Here is a 15351-nt window from a genome sequence, read left to right as displayed (position 1 = left end):
CCTCGTTACCAATTAGTTCGTCATTAAAATTAGTACCAAATACCCTTTCGATACTAATGAAAGTTTGTGCTACTTCCTGATCTTGCTCATCGGTGTAACTACCAGTGCCTTCAGCCAAATTGAGCTTAATACCAGAGTTGATTAGATTTTGAAAGGTAACGGTATCAAAACCTTCTCCACCGTCAAAATAGTTAACACCGCTACTGTCTCGGAAAGTATCATGTCCTGCACCACCGACATATTTGTCATCACCCTCTAAACCGAAGAAAGTGTTGTTAACCTCGTTACCAATTAGTTCGTCATTAAAATTAGTACCAAATACCCTTTCGATACTAATGAAAGTTTGTGCTACTTCCTGATCTTGCTCATCGGTGTAACTACCAGTGCCTTCAGCCAAATTGAGCTTAATACCAGAGTTGATTAGATTTTGAAAGGTAACGGTATCAAAACCTTCTCCACCGTCAAAATAGTTAACACCGCTACTGTCTCGGAAAGTATCATGTCCTGCACCGCCTTGGAGGACATCATTACCACTATCACCCCAAATTCGATCATTCCCAGCGCCACCTTGAATTACATCGTCACCTTCTCCACCAAAGAGTTGATCATTCCCTTCATTTCCTTGGATTACATCATCACCCTGATTTCCATAAATTACATCTTCACCTAGATTTCCCTGGATAAGATCATTCCCTTCCCGTCCTCGAACAATATCGTTTCCATCTAAAGCTTGAATGATGTCGTTTTCAGGGAGACCTTCTAAATTATCTTCGTTGAGAGTTCCTAAAATAATTGCCATTTTTTTATTTACTCCAATAATGGAATATTGATGCTGCCTAAATTTGCGGCGTTGCTGAATCAAGGAATGAATGCGCGATCATCTGGTTTTGGTCAAGCCCCCTAAATCCCCCAACTTTGGGGGACGCAAGAAAGTATTTTTCCCCCCAAAATTGGGGGGCTAGGGGGGCAAAACCATACCCAGAATAAGCAACGCCAAATTTGCAGTTAAATTTGGGAAATTAAAGGCACAATAATTGTTCTGATACTAGTGTTGTAATGTAAGCATTCAGCCGTCAGTAGTCAGTGGTCAGTGGTCGCTGATAGCTGTTGGCGTAGCCTGCGCGTAGCCCATTAGCTGATACGCGACACGCTGATAGCTGTTGGCGTAGCCTGCGCGTAGCCCATTAGCTTACGTTGTAATTGTTGTATTCAACAGTGAGCACAGATATTGATTGGTGCCTAAAAAAATCCGGAATATCATTATAATGAATTGATTTTTTCCCCTTCATATAAGATAATTAACCGGAAAAAAATCCCTATTTATAGGTAAGCATTCAGCTCATGCAATGGCTGATAGCTGGCAATGGTAGATGCGCCTATGGCGTTAGCTGTCGGCTGAATACTTCCATTTATAGATTAATACTAAGCGAAAAATTCGCTATTGATTATAAAGTTAGCGTAATTCTACGTATCGATTAGTTAAAGATTTTGTTGAATTAATTTACTGCAGTTAAAGGATTTATTAAAAGCTTTTATTGGATGCTTAAAAAGCTTTTAATAGCTTGTGTTAGTAATATCAAGTCAGGTTGAATACCCATAATTAGAGGGAGGGTGGGGAGATGGGGAGATGGGGAGATGGGGAGATGGGGAGATGGGGAGATGGGGAGATGGGGAGATGGGGAGATGGGGAGATGGGGAGGTGGGGAGATGGGGAGATGGGGAGATGGGGAGATGGGGAGGTGGGGAGATGGGGAGATGGGGGTACAGACAAGCGATGCAGTGGCCTCACGGGGGTTTCCCCCACTCGCGCAAAGCATGGCTGACAATGATGATTTTTAGCGATGCCTCAGGTGCGACCCGTGGCGAATTTAATTCGACGACTGTAAGCGCACCATTACCTTCACGCGGGGGTTTCCCCCATGAGCGACTGCATCAAGACGGGAACAGGGAATGAGAGGGGGAGAATGAATATGAGTGGAGTGGGCAGGAAACAGGCCAGAGGCCCGTTCCACAGCAAGATGCCCCCCTTATAAAATTCCCCCCTTATTAAGGGGGGTTAGGGGGGATCCCTCTTCTGACTTCCCTACTCCACTAAGAAGCGCTAAACTTTAGCCTCTTCTTTCACTAACTTATCCCAACCCAAATCCTTGAGACTGTTATTACGACGTAACGGACGAGTTGCCAATTCCAGAATGTCTCGGGCATTAGTAAAGCCGTGCATTTGAGCAAAGGTAAACTCAACGGACCACTTAGTATTAATTCCCCGTGCTTCCAAAGGATTAGCATGAGCCATACCGGTAATTACCAAATCCGGCTCCAACTCATAAATCCGCTGAATCTGGTTATAATTGTCTGGCTTCTCGATAATCTTAGGAGTTGGTACACCCATTTCGTGGCAAGTCTGTTCTAACAGAGCTAACTCAGCCTTCTGATAACGCTTATCCATGTAAGGGATACCGATTTCATGGCAAGTCATCCCGCAACGAACGAGGAAACGAGCTAAGGAAACTTCCAGCAAGTTATCCCCCATGAAAAATACTGACTTACCACGCAACAGCTGGATATAATCCTCCAAGCTTTCCCAAATTTTAGCTTCCCGTTCTGCCAAGCCTTTTGGTTCAATACCAAACACAGAACACATTTTCTCTATCCAAGCCCGAGTGCCATCCGGACCAATGGGGAAAGGTGCGCCAATTAATTTACACTTGCGGCGGCGCATCAGAGTAGTAGCGGTGCGGCTGAGGAAGGGATTCACCCCAGCAACATAGTAACCTTCTTCAATTACTGGTAATTCCGTGTAACGCTTAGCAGGCAACCAACCAGACACCTTAATCCCCTGCTTCTTCAACTCTAGGGTGAGGTTAGTCACAACCGGGTCAGGTAGGGAGCCAAACAACACTAGGGGTGGATGATCCGCATAGTCTGACTCTTCCGCAGCCACCTCTTCTTTCTGGCGTCCAAAGTTGAGGAGTTTTGCGATCGCATTCCGTTCTTGTTTCTCCTCTTCCACCTGGGGTGCTTCCTTCGGACACTTGTGAGCCATAGCCGCCAACACAGTATCTTCACCCTGGGTGAAAGCATAGTCTAAGCCATTAGCACGAGCCACCACAATCGGAATCCCAATCTCAGATTCCAGCTTGGGAGCCAAGCCTTCCAAATCCATCTTGATAATTTCCGTAGTGCAGGTACCAATCCAGACAATCACACTAGGATTGCGATCGCGTTTAATCTGCAAACACAACCGCTTCAGTTCCTCGTAATCATTGAGCTTAGCCGAAATATCCCCTTCTTCCAACTCCGCCATAGCATAGCGTGGCTCAGCAAAAATCATCACCCCCATCGCATTTTGGAGGAAATAGCCACAAGTCTTAGTACCAATCACCAAAAAGAAGCTATCTTCAATCTTTTGGTAAAGCCATGCCACGCAGCTAATTGGGCAAAAGGTATGGTAATTCCCAGTTTCGCACTCAAAATCTAGGGCTTGAGGGGTTTGAGCAACAGTCATTTAAAATTCTCCTCTCCTGGTTTCTCTCTAAAGTTTTCAGGGTTTAAGGTTGAAGGTTTAAAGGTTGAAGGTTTTAATGGTTGAAGGTTTTAAGGGTTGAAGGTTTTAAGGGTTGAAGGTTTTAAGGGTTGAAGGTTGAATGTTGAATGTTTTAATGGTTGAAGGTTGAAGGTTTTAAGGGTTGAAGGTTAGTTGGTTGAAGGTTTTCCGGCTTAAGGTTTTCAGGTTTGCTGTTGACTCTTATAACTTTCAACCGGGTGCATCTCATTAAAGCTGTTTGACCCGGTGGTGCGTTACGGGACGGACTGTCTCAACACTGGCTACCGAGAAAATGAGGGCTCGCCCGTCCCTAACGCACCCTACGCCTGCTAACTTCCAACCTTCAACCTGCTAACTTTCAACCTGCTAACTTTCAACCTTCAACTTCCTAACCTTCAACTTCCTAACCTTCAACCTTCAACCTTCAACCTTCAACCTCCTAACCTTCAACCTTTCTTTCAACCTTTGCTTACACCATCATCAGGTCTAATTCTTCTTCCTCAGTCACTGCTGGGGTTTGAGGATTTAGGTAGAAGTCAGACAGCAAAGAGAACAACTCCCGGTCTGGTGCATCTTGAGGTACAACCCCCTCAGGCTGTGCCAGAATTTGGTCAGCAATGTTGAGATAGTATTGGCAAACCGGTTCCAGGCTAGGGTCAGTTTCTGCCATTTCAAAAATCGTTTTGCCCTTAACCCGAGAGACACGAATGTCCTCAATTAGTGGCAGAATTTCCAGCACTGGCATGGGCACAGCTTCGACATACTTATCGATTAAGTCGCGCTTAGAGGTGCGGTTGCCAATCAGACCAGCCAGACGCAGCGGGTGAGTGCGAGCTTTTTCACGAACAGAAGCAGCAATCCGGTTAGCAGCGAACAACGCATCGAAACCGTTATCCGTGACAATCATGCAATAGTTGGAATAGTTGAGGGGAGCAGCAAAACCACCACAGACGACATCACCCAGAACGTCAAACAGAATCACATCGTACTCATCAAAAGCATTCAGTTCCTTGAGCAGCTTAACCGTTTCACCAACTACATAGCCACCGCAACCAGCACCAGCCGGGGGACCACCAGCTTCTACGCAATGAACACCACCATAACCTTTGTAAATCACATCTTCAGGCCAGACATCTTCGTAGTGGTAATCCTTTTCCTGAAGGGTATCAATAATGGTAGGGATCAGAAAACCAGTCAGAGTGAATGTGCTGTCATGCTTCGGGTCACAGCCAATTTGCAGCACCTTTCGACCCCGCTTAGCTAGGGCAACTGAGATATTACAGCTAGTTGTGGACTTACCGATACCACCTTTTCCATAAACTGAAAGTTTCACCTTTAGTTATCTCCTGTTTCAGATAAAAATTCTTCTTTTGTCTTTGCCCCTAAGCCAGCCGAAAGCATAATTGCCAAAATTATGCTTGCTTGATTTATCTCAGGCACTAGTTAAGCGAGGGACCCTAAAGCCAGCGATAGATTGCTTGGCTTGTCTTGATGCAGTCGCTCATGGGGGAAACCCCCAAGACCGCTTAGGTGCGCTTTCCGTTGGCGAATTAAATTCGCCACGGGTCGCACCTCTGCATCGCTTCGGCGCTTATTGCATTATTCACCAACTGCACTAGAAAATACAGGGTTTTTTTGATCGATCTAGCCTTTAAATTAGCTTAAATCGATTTTTTTGAGTTTAAGCAATTATCTCAAGCAATTTAAATCTTATTTATTAAATTTAATATTTAAATAACTATTTTTATAAATTAGTTTATAAAAAAGTATTACAATAAACAAAACTCTTAAATCACCAGGGTGAATGAAGCGGGGGTACTACTGTTGTAAATGTTGCGTAGGGTGCGTTAGGGACGGGCTCGCCCTCATTTTCTGCCTCTTCACGCCTTGTTGGGACAGCCCGTCCCGTAACGCACCAGCGGCTCAAACAGCTTTAATGAGATCCACCCGTTAACGTTGCTCACCATAGACCATGGCTGGGCAAAATCATCCATACCCACCAGAAGCCATAGGCGGGTCTAGCTATTCAGATTTTTTGTAAATAATAATTAAATTTTTTCGGAGCAATCACAGCAATATTCGTCGATAGAGTCACAGACTTTGAAAAAGGTACAAAGAATCGGGAGTCGGGAATCGGGAATCGGGAATCGGGAATCGGGAATCGGGAATCGGGAATCGGGAATCGGGAGTCGGGAGTCGGGAATCGGGAATCGGGAATTGGGAATCGGGAAAACTGATCTGATTCCCCATCTCCCCATCTCCCCATCTCCCTATCTCCCCATCTCCCTATCTCCCTATCTCCCTATCTCCCCACCTCCCCTGATTCAGGTTAAATCTGTATTAAGCTCAAGCCCCTACAGCTTCCTTAGCGGCATACATCACTTCAAGAGTGATTTCACTAAAGCCACGCTCACGAGCAAACTTCTCAGTATTGCGCTTCACTTTACCGCGAACAAAACCAGGCACCTTATTCAGTTCTGCTTTAGCGTCCTTACTCCAGTTCAGGTCAGAATCAGCAGAGATCCCCTTGGTAATCACTTCCTTGGTATCATGACCACCAAAGATTTCCAACAAGTGGTCTTCCATACCCAAGGTAAAGGAATTGTAGACCAAATCAGCAATTTGGTTAGTACCTTCGTAACCCATGAAGGGACGATAACCGATGGGGAAGTTTTGGATATGAATGGGAGCAGCAATCACACCACAAGGAATGTTCAATCGCTTACCAACGTGCCGTTCCATTTGGGTACCGAAAATCGCAGCAGGTTCAATTCGTGCGATCGCATCCCCAATCGCACCATTATCATCACTGATCAGGATCTCATCACAGTATTCGCTCACCTGCTCCTTAAACCAATCCGCATCATACTTGCAGTAAGTCCCAGCCAGCACCACATGAATACCCATTTCCCGTGCCAGAATCTTGGTCATAGCGGCAGCGTGGGTATTATCTCCGAAAACCACAGCCTTCTTACCGGTCAAGTTTTGGCAGTCGATGGAGCGAGAGAACCAGGCAGCTTGAGAAACGTACAGGGTTTGGTTGTCGATGTACTCTTCGTAATCGACATTAGCACCTTGACCATTGAGGATTTCCTGAATCTTACGGATACAACGAGCAGTTTCCACCACACCCAGAGGAGCAATATCGACATAGGGCATCGAGAACTCTTCTTCCAGGTAACGGGCACTCATCAAGCCAATTTCCCGATAAGGCAACAGGTTAAACCAAGCCCGAGGTAAATTTTTCAGATTGTGGACAGACGCTCCCTCTGGGAGGACTTCGTTAACTTCAATGCCCAAATCAGCCATCAACCGCTTCAGTTCAGTACAATCGTGTTGATTGTGGAAGCCAAGGGTAGAAATACCAATTATGTTCACCGAGGGCTTTGCGGTTTTGCCCTCTGGGAGCTCACCCTTCTTGCGGGCTTTGTTGAGGTAGAACTGAACAATTTGATCTAGGGTGCGGTCAGCCGCTTGCAATTCATTGACCCGGTAGTGGTTGACATCTGCCAACATCACATCAGCCTTGGCATCCATCTGAGCCCGGTTTACGAAGTTCTCCAGGTCTTCTTGTAGGATACTGGAGGTGCAGGTGGGAGTTAGCACAATCAGATCAGGGTTTACCTCCTGATCCTTGCGGGTGATGTTGTCCACTACTTTTTCCTGAGAACCCCGTGCTAGCACGTTCCGGTCAACAATACTAGCAGTTACCGGAGTGTAGTCCCGCTCTCGCTCTAGCATGGAGCGCATCACGTTGAAGTAGTCATCCCCTAGGGGGGCATGCATAATAGCATGGACATTCTTAAAAGAACTCGCAACGCGCAGTGTGCCAATGTGGGCAGGACCTGCATACATCCAGTAAGCCAATTTCATATCCTATTCTCCCTTGTTAAAATATCAAGTATCAAGTATCAAACATCAAGCATCAATCATCAAAAATTAAGCATTAAGCATCAAAAATCAATCATCAATCATCAAAAATGTAACAATTTTATGGATTTGTTACTCAGCAACCAAGAGAGTTTCAGCCTTGGCCTTTGGCCACGCTACGCGAACAGCCTTGGCCTTTGGCCACGCTACGCGAACAGCCTTAAGACCTCTCGTGATTTAGATTTTCTCAGAAGTCCGAGGTAATGACTATCCTTAGGGATAAGTGTTCTTTCCCTGGTATCTAATTCGCCAAATCCTCTTGCCAAGCTAAACATATCGATTAGGGATATAAGAGAATCTGAATCAAATTGCAATTATTCTTAATTTTTAGTTACAGGGAGTAGGGAGTAGGGAGTAGGGAGTAGGGAGTAGGGAGTAGGGAGTCGGGAGTGTGGGAGGTGTGGGGAGTGTGGGGGAGATGGGGAGATGGGGAGTGTGGGAGATGGGGAGATGGGGAGATGGGGAGATGGGGAGATGGGGAGTCAGATCAGTTTTCCCTGTTGCCTGTTGCTAGCTTGCCTATTGCCTGTTGCTAGCTTGCTAGCTTGCCTCTTGCCTCTTGCCTGTTGCTAGCTTGCCTATTGCTAGCTTGCCTATTGCTAGCTTGCTAGCTTGCCTCTTGCCTATTCCCTATTCCCTATTCCCTATTCCCTATTCCCTAATATGAAAACCCCTAGAGCAAGCATAATAATGTCAAAATAATCACAACCAGTTTGTCTGAAGAGTCCTCATGGAATGGCATATAACTGATGCCCAAAGTCTGGCAATTATTGACCGTGAAATAGGCGAGCATGTCTTTTCACCAGCAGAATACGAGATTGTGCGGCGGGTGATTTATGCCACAGCCGACTTTGAGTATAAGTCTCTGATTCATTTTTCTGAGCGGGCATTACAAGCAGGAGCAGCAGCTCTAGCTGCTCGTAGCACAATTGTAGTGGATGTGCCAATGGTACAAGTGGGGATCACTCCCCACATTCAACATACCTTTGCTAATCCGGTGTATTGCAGCATGGAAACCCTCACTCGTCCCCAAAAACAAAAGACTAAGGCAGCCTGGGGGATGCAAACCTTAGCTAGACGCTATCCAGAAGGAATTTTTGTTATTGGTCAAGCTCAGACAGCTTTGACAGTATTGGTGGAGTTGATTGAAGCAGAGGAAATTCGACCAGCCTTGGTGATTGGGGTACCTGCGGGATTTGTAGAGGTGGATGTGGCTAAATCTCGGTTGACGGACTCTTTAATTCCCCACATTCGGATTGATGGTCGTAAGGGTTCTGCGGTAGTAGCTGCTGCTATTGTTGATGGCTTAGTAGACTTGGCTTGGCAAGCCTACGGCCAGGATGATATTGATCTCTCACATGCCTAATATCAAGTCTGGTTGAATACCCATAATTAAGGAAAGGGTGGGAGGTGTGGGGAGATGGGGAGATGGGGAGATGGGGAGATGGGGAGGTGGGGAGATGGGGAGGTGGGGAAATGGGGAGATAGGGAGATTTTTATTAAGGGTAATTATCCTGACATGATATAAAAGGGCGTGGCTCAATTGTGGCATGATTGAGAATGATGGGTAATCGGTAATGGGTAATGACCTTCGGTCAGGCTCATTGACCAAAACCCTCCGTTGGTGATCGAGAAAAATTTGGTTAAGATCCTCTCAGCAACGGTTTAGCAAAGGGATAAGGATGGCAACTGCGGTTAAATTAATAGCTCCAGGTTTTTGTGTAAAGTACCCGAAAACCCCTTGGAGTGTGATATATGTCGAGGATGCTTCAGGCAAGTTTCATTTCCGCCTTAGTAGTCGAGACTTCAAATTTGAACCCCGCGATCGCTACCGTTACCCCACTCATGAGGCGGCTAAACGGGCAGCATTGTGTTTTCTGGAATTACTCAAACGTATAGAGCGATCGCGGATGCGCATGAGCATTCTGCTAGAAATTGGTATTCTTAAATTTCCCCAACAGACCTATCACTCTTATGAAATTTGGTTATTGATTGATCGCACTCGCTATAGTTGGGAGGCAATAACGCCCAATGGTTTTTGTTTCCGCTCCCAGCGCTGGTACAAAAGTCCTAACAGTCCGATTCTTAAAGCCAAGAAACATATAGACCGGGAGTTGGCGGTATATCAAATCAAAAATGCGGTTGGCTGGGTGTAGTGACTATAGCAAAAATCAAATAGGTGAGATACACAAGTTGTAGATTTTAGGGAACAGGGAATAGGGAACAGGGAATAAATCCTGTGTACCTTATGAATAAGATAAATGAATATTATTACCGCTATCCTTAAAAAGGACGAGTATCAAAACATTTATGCCCAATTGTGCCATCAGGAAATAAGTAAAGAGGACAATACGGTAATTCTATGGGTATGGTCACAATTGTAGTAGGCTGCTGCTGCGGTTCATCATTATGAGGCCAACGAATCCTGCTACTTTTACCACCGACAACATCAGGCATTTTCTGATCACTACTGTCAGAGACAAAGCTGTCACTTTCTAACCTCTCGACGAAACCTAGATCAAAGATTTCCATGATAGCGATATACCCAATTAATTTCTATTAAGTCTTAATATAAACTTCCAGCATGACTAATAGAAAAGTCTGGCCATATTGGCTATAAGTTATAAAACTTTATAATCCTAAACTACCAATTAATTAAGGGAATCGGGAATCGGGAATCGGGAATCGGAATCCCCCCTAACCCCCCTTAATAAGGGGGGAAGGGAATCGGGAATCGGGAATCGGGAATCGGGAATCGGGACTAGAGAATAGTGATGCAGTAATATTAATCGTAGGGTGGGCAGTGCTTACCTTCCCGATGGCAAGCCAATTAATCACCAATCATGCACTGCCCACCCTACAGGAATTATTCTCCCCATCTCCCCATCTCCCCATCTCCCCATCTCCCCATCTCCCCACACTCCCTATTCCCTATTCCCTATTCCCTACTCCCTACTCCCTACTCCCTACTCCCTAAAACTATTAAACTTAACTGAGGCGAGTTGCTTTTTCGCGGTACTTGTTAACAAGTTTAGTAAACAATTGATTCAGCTGTCCAATGCAAAAAGTATTCGGTGTCATGAATTTAGTGTTAGGATAAAAATAGAACTGAATTGAGCTGAGCGATCCATAATTTACGTCCTTAAAGTTAATAGCAACCTGCTGATTTCCCACGGATATAACTTGAAACCAAGTTGCCATGGTAGCAGGTAATTTTGTACTCAGACGCAAGGAAATTTTGGGACTCGAAAGAGATTGAGCGTAGGCTGGGGTTAAAAATGGTTCATAGCGTTGAGCTTCTGGAGTTAGCTGCTTAATAAACGCTAAACTTACACCTTTGACCAGTTGCCGCAGGCTATGGGCATCGTCCCCAACCACCTCTTTGACTAAAGTACTTCTAGCGATCGCATCGTTAAGATTTTTCGGGTCAGTCACACTGAGGTGAGTGCCACCAATGGCGCTGATCAAATACTTAGAACCCCCCAACTGATTAAAAGACCGTAACTGATGGTCTAGCGCTGGTGTAATGGCATCCTCGGTACCCGTTAACATTAAAGTTGGTACAGTAACATGACGCAAACCCTTAGTACCAAACAAACGCCCCGTTACGCTATTCAAAGCGATCGCTTGCACCACTCGCTGATCAGTAAGATTAACCTCGTCTTCTGGTAAATCAGCCGCTGCACATTGGAACCAATCTGCTGGGGATCTGCCCACAGGAGAGCGATTTTTACAAAACTGTCGCAGTTCCTCTAAATTTAGTTTTCCCCCAGCCAACGCTAAAGCCGTGTAGCCCCCCAATGAATGACCAATAATTGTAACTTGTTGAGTATTCAGTTTCCCAAGCATGGTAGAATATCTCTGATTGATGTCAGCCAACTCATCCAGGAGAAAGCTGACATCTTTGGGGCGGTCAATAAACTCCCCCGGAGGTAACAAATCCCCAAGTTTACCTGGTGCTGACAAGTTGTTAATCCTGGTAAAGTTGCTGCCAGGATGCTCTAGGGAAGCAACAGTAAGACCATGAGACGCTAGATGGCGTGCTAAATATCTCAGAAATTTGCGGTCTGCAGCAAATCCGTGGGAGAGAACTACCAAAGGTCCAGTAGTATCATCAGCCCAGTATAGATCTACAATAATAGTACGTTGCCGTTGTTGGTCTCTTAGTCTTAGTTTACGCTGTTTAACCAATTGAGGACCAATACTAGCAGGGTCAAATTTAGGGCGAAAGGTGGCAGCGTCCGCAACAGCCAAATCTTGCTCTAAAATTGGACCAACTGCTAAACTCTTCCAGTAGGAAGCATTGAGCTGTAGGGCAATGCCAACAGCAGACGAAGCATCCAAAGTGATATTTTCTCCTGGATAAGCCCGTAAAAAACTCAGCACACTTAAACCATTGACTTGCCTTGCTCCTAACAACAGCGCAGCTTTTAATTGCTCTAAACTACTATCAGGGAGTGCTAACCCTAGTCTTTCCAACAACCGTGCGCCATCGCTGGAGAGGAGAAGGTCATTAATAAAGGTTTCTGTGGTCTTAGGGTTGAGTTTGAGGCTATTGGTCAAAATCTTCCGGATCTGTGGCGTGAGGATATCTCCATAGGGTTGCAGTGCTGGTGATAACTCCCCTGTCTCAGCAAAGGTTTCTAATTCCGTGATAGCGACCGATTGCTCAAATGGCCCTAAACGTAGAGTGAGATACTCAGCGGCAAAAACTGGTGGGGTAATTGCCCAAAACAGAGTCACAAAGAGACTACCTAGAGCACCCTGTCTGATTTTTTTAATTTGACCTATTGAACCATTACAGTGTTTTTTCTTCACAGAAGATTCAGAGGTATGGCGGCGATCAGACCATGGCAGCTGAAAATTCATCATTAGCGATTTATGCAGAATGTGAGTGCGGATATTTCGATCAAAGCCGACTTAATCAAGACTCGACAAGCCTATCGAAATATTTTTTCTGCACCACTTATGCACTAAAGGGTAAGCTATCAGCTATCAGCTATCAGTTATCAGCTATCAGTTATCAGCTATCAGTTATCAGTTATCAGTTATAAGCTATCAGTTATAAGCTATCAGCTCAGAAGTGTTCGTGTAGCGTGACCATTCGCGTAGCGTGGCCTAAAGGCCAAGGTCAATGGCATTTATCCTCCCCACCCTACCCTGCTGTTAGATCATGTTATGACAATTACCCTTAATAAACATCTCCCCATCTCCCCATCTCCCCATCTCCCCATCTCCCCATCTCCCCATCTCCCCATCTCCCCATCTCCCCATCTCCCTACTCCCTACTCCCTACTCCCTACTCCCTACTCCCTTTCCTATATAACTAAATACTCGTATTCAATATCACCCCATCAAGTTCCGCTTCAATCAGATTAGCCCCCCGAAGGTTGGCATGAGTTAAATCAGCTCCGGTAAGATTCGCTTTTCTGAGGTTGGTTTCACTAAGGTTAGCTTCTCTGAGGTTGGTATAACTAAGATTAGCTTGACTAAGGTTAGCCCCTTTCAGATTAGCCTTAACCAGATCTGCTCCTGTTAAATTAGCTTTATCAAAATTACTACCAATCAGTTGAGCTTCATTAAGATTAGCCCCAGTCATCACCGCCTCAGTGAAGTTGACCCTACTCAGATTGGCTTTGGTGAAATTCACAGCAATCAGGTTAGTTCTATACAAATTAGCTCCCTCAAGGTCTGCCAGAGAAAAGTTAACCCTAATTAGGTTAGCCTCTTCCAAAGATGTCATAGTCAGGTCTGCTCTTTGAAAGGATGTACGGGTAAGCTTGGCTCTATTCAAGTAAGCGTGACGAAGAATAGCTTTATCAAAAATTGCCCCAACTACACAAGCCTCAGTCAGGTCAGTATAAATCAGCAATGACCCACTCAAGTTAGCTCCCATTAGCTCCGCTTGAAAGAGATTGAAACCATTGAGGTTTTTCCCACTCAGGTCTACCTCCATCAGGTCAGGGATCAGTTTGGGATGATTGTCTCTCCATTGATTCCAGAGTTTTATACCCTGCTCAAGCTCAGCCAGATGGGTTGGTTCCGCCATGTAGTTGATTAGTCCTCTAGGTACGAATGCTTAAGAAAGTATTAAATTTAATGTAACATAACGAAAACAAAGTTTACATTTTTGTTAATATTTTCCCTTATAGCCGCCGTTTTTGTATAAAATAGCCGCCTAAAAAGCCACACCCAAGCCGTTATAGCTTGGGTGTGGCTTTTGTTTCAAAACCAGACATTCTCCCCATCTCCCCATCTCCCCACCTCCCCATCTCCCTACTCCCTACTCCCTACTCCCTACTCCCGAAACCTCAAAGCCGTGTTCTAGGACGCCCCAAAGTCGTAATATAAACAACCGCTTCATCAACAGGGATACCCAAAACTTCATTTACCTGGTCATCAAAGAAGCCACCAATACCACTTACTCCTAAACCCAGGTAAATAGCTGCTAGATTCAGCCGCTGTCCTAGATGACCAGCATCCATGTGCAAGTAACGGTAAGCGCGATCGCCTAATCGAGCCACTGCTTTTTGTAAGTCTGCCGTGTGGAACACCACTGCTCTGGCATCTCGACCCAAATCTTGCCCTAAACACAGAAAATGCAATTCCTGCCGGAAGTTTTTAAAGCGAATTTGCCGCAATTCTTGAGCGTTAGGCGCATAATAATAGCAGCCTTCTTCTAGATCATTTACCCCAGATACTGCTATAAATGTTTCGATTAAACTTAAATCAAAATAATCTGGTGTTCCATCTAACCCCTGCTCAATGTAATGCTGAGGTTGGTATGTAAAATCCAAAAGAGCTTTTAGCTCCTCCAAGGTCAGATTAGCTGCACTATAAGCTCGGGTAGAGCGTCGTTTTAGAATAGTATCTAAACATGCTTTCGGTACATTACCTGAGCTGGTTAACTCCCCCCAATCTATGGGGTTTGTAGAAGTTGAAACTTTATCACAAAACGGAAAGTTGTACTTGTCTTCTAACTGGTCGTCAATTTTTGTACTCTTTGAATTATTACCTTTAGCCTTCCAATCACCACCCTGCTTAATTTCCGTAGCGCGGTGCAAATACCCCAATAATTCTCCATCTGGAATGTCTGGGTAATTAACCTCAGTAGGAGATGCTAACACAGTTGGGGCGATGGGCAAGTTTTGTTCAACTTTGAGCTGATCGGCCAGGGGAATTACTGCGATCGCTCCTTCTTGTTCCAGGTCTAGATAAAGCAGTTCATTAACTTTTTCATCAGCAAACCCACCAATTAGGTGAGGTCGGTAATCACTCAAAGCCCCAGCTAACTCAATATTACCTAGCAGATGACCAGTGTCTAGAAAAATTCTGCGGTATGCCCGGTCTTCATAGCGCCAGGCGGAGCGATAAAATACCGCTGTAGTTACAATAGCGAGTTCCGTACTCTCCAAAACTGGGTGCCAGAAGCAAGCCTCTTGCAGTGTACTCCAAACGTCACTCTGCCAAAAATGAACTAGAGAATGGGTAAGACACTGATAGTTGTACAGTCCTGATGGTAATACGGGAGTACCACGGGAAATCAAATAAACTTCAGCTGGGTATAAGCCACCAGCAGAGGGAGCTGCCCTCAGATAAAGTGGTGGTCCCATTGTCTCCAGCCTAGCCGTCAAACCATAACTACACAGTAGTAACTGGGACAGCCGCCACCAAGTCTTACTCGGTTCAGAGGTAAACTGCTCCCGGTCTTGTGAGAAGTATGGTTTTAGGTCAAAGTTAGTCCCAACTTTGTAGTCTTTAAAAGGTATCGGCTGCTTCTCCCAGTCTAAGCCCTTATTTTTGGCTGATATGGTTTCTGGAGCATATTTGGTGCGCTCGTGGTAGTGCTGAGCGATTGATACTGGCAGTTGTGACAT

General features: G+C 45.2%; 16 protein-coding genes. 6 read left to right on the top strand and 10 right to left on the bottom strand.

Translation table 11 applies throughout. From position 1 onward, the window contains the following. The coding region (locus tag F6K51_RS19045) for a calcium-binding protein (protein WP_293022912.1) at positions 1 to 799 on the bottom strand (799 nt) is incomplete at its 3' end. A gap of 852 nt (positions 800 to 1651) precedes the next feature. Here F6K51_RS19045 and F6K51_RS19040 point away from each other — a divergent pair. Next, positions 1652 to 1954 carry a hypothetical protein gene (locus tag F6K51_RS19040; RefSeq protein ID WP_293022909.1) on the top strand — a complete coding sequence of 101 codons (303 nt, stop codon included), beginning with the start codon at positions 1652 to 1654 and terminating at the stop codon, positions 1952 to 1954. A gap of 147 nt (positions 1955 to 2101) precedes the next feature. Here the strand turns inward: F6K51_RS19040 and F6K51_RS19035 are convergent, their stop codons facing one another. The 4 genes from F6K51_RS19035 to bchB form a co-directional block, all read right to left on the bottom strand. After that, complete coding sequence (locus tag F6K51_RS19035; protein ID WP_293022906.1) at positions 2102 to 3505, bottom strand: ferredoxin:protochlorophyllide reductase (ATP-dependent) subunit N; 1404 nt, start codon at positions 3503 to 3505, stop codon at positions 2102 to 2104. Positions 3506 to 4013: 508 nt separating this feature from the next. Beyond that, the gene (gene bchL / locus F6K51_RS19030) at positions 4014 to 4877 is read right to left on the bottom strand and encodes a ferredoxin:protochlorophyllide reductase (ATP-dependent) iron-sulfur ATP-binding protein (RefSeq protein WP_070391049.1); all 864 of its coding nucleotides are present in this window, start codon (positions 4875 to 4877) and stop codon (positions 4014 to 4016) included. 693 nt (positions 4878 to 5570) lie between these two features. Then, positions 5571 to 5810 (bottom strand): hypothetical protein, encoded by a 240-nt coding sequence (locus F6K51_RS19025; RefSeq protein ID WP_293022902.1) that lies wholly within the window; start codon positions 5808 to 5810, stop codon positions 5571 to 5573. Between the two features lie 80 nt (positions 5811 to 5890). Further along, positions 5891 to 7417, bottom strand: a complete 1527-nt coding sequence (bchB, locus tag F6K51_RS19020) for a ferredoxin:protochlorophyllide reductase (ATP-dependent) subunit B (protein WP_293022899.1) — start codon at positions 7415 to 7417, stop codon at positions 5891 to 5893. A gap of 120 nt (positions 7418 to 7537) precedes the next feature. On the opposite strand from bchB, the gene F6K51_RS19015 reads away from it, so the two are divergent. From F6K51_RS19015 to F6K51_RS19000, 4 genes are all read left to right on the top strand, one after another. Then, complete coding sequence (locus F6K51_RS19015; RefSeq protein ID WP_293022896.1) at positions 7538 to 7678, top strand: hypothetical protein; 141 nt, start codon at positions 7538 to 7540, stop codon at positions 7676 to 7678. A 222-nt stretch (positions 7679 to 7900) separates the two neighbouring features. Beyond that, positions 7901 to 8047 carry a hypothetical protein gene (locus F6K51_RS19010; RefSeq protein ID WP_293022893.1) on the top strand — a complete coding sequence of 49 codons (147 nt, stop codon included), beginning with the start codon at positions 7901 to 7903 and terminating at the stop codon, positions 8045 to 8047. Positions 8048 to 8204: 157 nt separating this feature from the next. Further along, positions 8205 to 8840, top strand: a complete 636-nt coding sequence (locus F6K51_RS19005) for a precorrin-8X methylmutase (protein WP_293022890.1) — start codon at positions 8205 to 8207, stop codon at positions 8838 to 8840. A 382-nt stretch (positions 8841 to 9222) separates the two neighbouring features. Continuing rightward, positions 9223 to 9630: a hypothetical protein gene (locus F6K51_RS19000; protein ID WP_293022887.1), complete on the top strand. Its 408-nt coding sequence runs from the start codon at positions 9223 to 9225 to the stop codon at positions 9628 to 9630. Between the two features lie 127 nt (positions 9631 to 9757). On the opposite strand, the gene F6K51_RS18995 is transcribed toward F6K51_RS19000, so the two are convergent. Together F6K51_RS18995 and F6K51_RS18990 are read right to left on the bottom strand one after the other, a co-directional pair. Beyond that, the gene (locus tag F6K51_RS18995; RefSeq protein ID WP_293022884.1) at positions 9758 to 10006 is read right to left on the bottom strand and encodes a hypothetical protein; all 249 of its coding nucleotides are present in this window, start codon (positions 10004 to 10006) and stop codon (positions 9758 to 9760) included. A gap of 165 nt (positions 10007 to 10171) precedes the next feature. After that, positions 10172 to 10312, bottom strand: a complete 141-nt coding sequence (locus tag F6K51_RS18990; protein ID WP_293022881.1) for a hypothetical protein — start codon at positions 10310 to 10312, stop codon at positions 10172 to 10174. Here F6K51_RS18990 and F6K51_RS18985 point away from each other — a divergent pair. Then, entirely contained in the window at positions 10293 to 10451 is a 159-nt protein-coding gene (locus F6K51_RS18985; protein WP_293022878.1) for a hypothetical protein, read from the top strand. The genes F6K51_RS18990 and F6K51_RS18985 overlap by 20 nt on opposite strands. A gap of 11 nt (positions 10452 to 10462) precedes the next feature. On the opposite strand, the gene F6K51_RS18980 is transcribed toward F6K51_RS18985, so the two are convergent. The 3 genes from F6K51_RS18980 to F6K51_RS18970 form a co-directional block, all read right to left on the bottom strand. After that, complete coding sequence (locus tag F6K51_RS18980; protein ID WP_293022875.1) at positions 10463 to 12346, bottom strand: alpha/beta hydrolase; 1884 nt, start codon at positions 12344 to 12346, stop codon at positions 10463 to 10465. A gap of 454 nt (positions 12347 to 12800) precedes the next feature. Further along, positions 12801 to 13523, bottom strand: a complete 723-nt coding sequence (locus F6K51_RS18975) for a pentapeptide repeat-containing protein (protein WP_293022872.1) — start codon at positions 13521 to 13523, stop codon at positions 12801 to 12803. 262 nt (positions 13524 to 13785) lie between these two features. After that, positions 13786 to 15351, bottom strand: a complete 1566-nt coding sequence (locus tag F6K51_RS18970) for a SagB/ThcOx family dehydrogenase (protein ID WP_293022869.1) — start codon at positions 15349 to 15351, stop codon at positions 13786 to 13788.

It is taken from the genome of Moorena sp. SIO3I8, assembly GCF_010692325.1.
Taxonomy (GTDB): Bacteria; Cyanobacteriota; Cyanobacteriia; order Cyanobacteriales; family Coleofasciculaceae; genus Moorena.
Note: the sequence above shows the minus strand (reverse complement) of the source record. Positions and strands in the feature narration are given on the sequence as shown.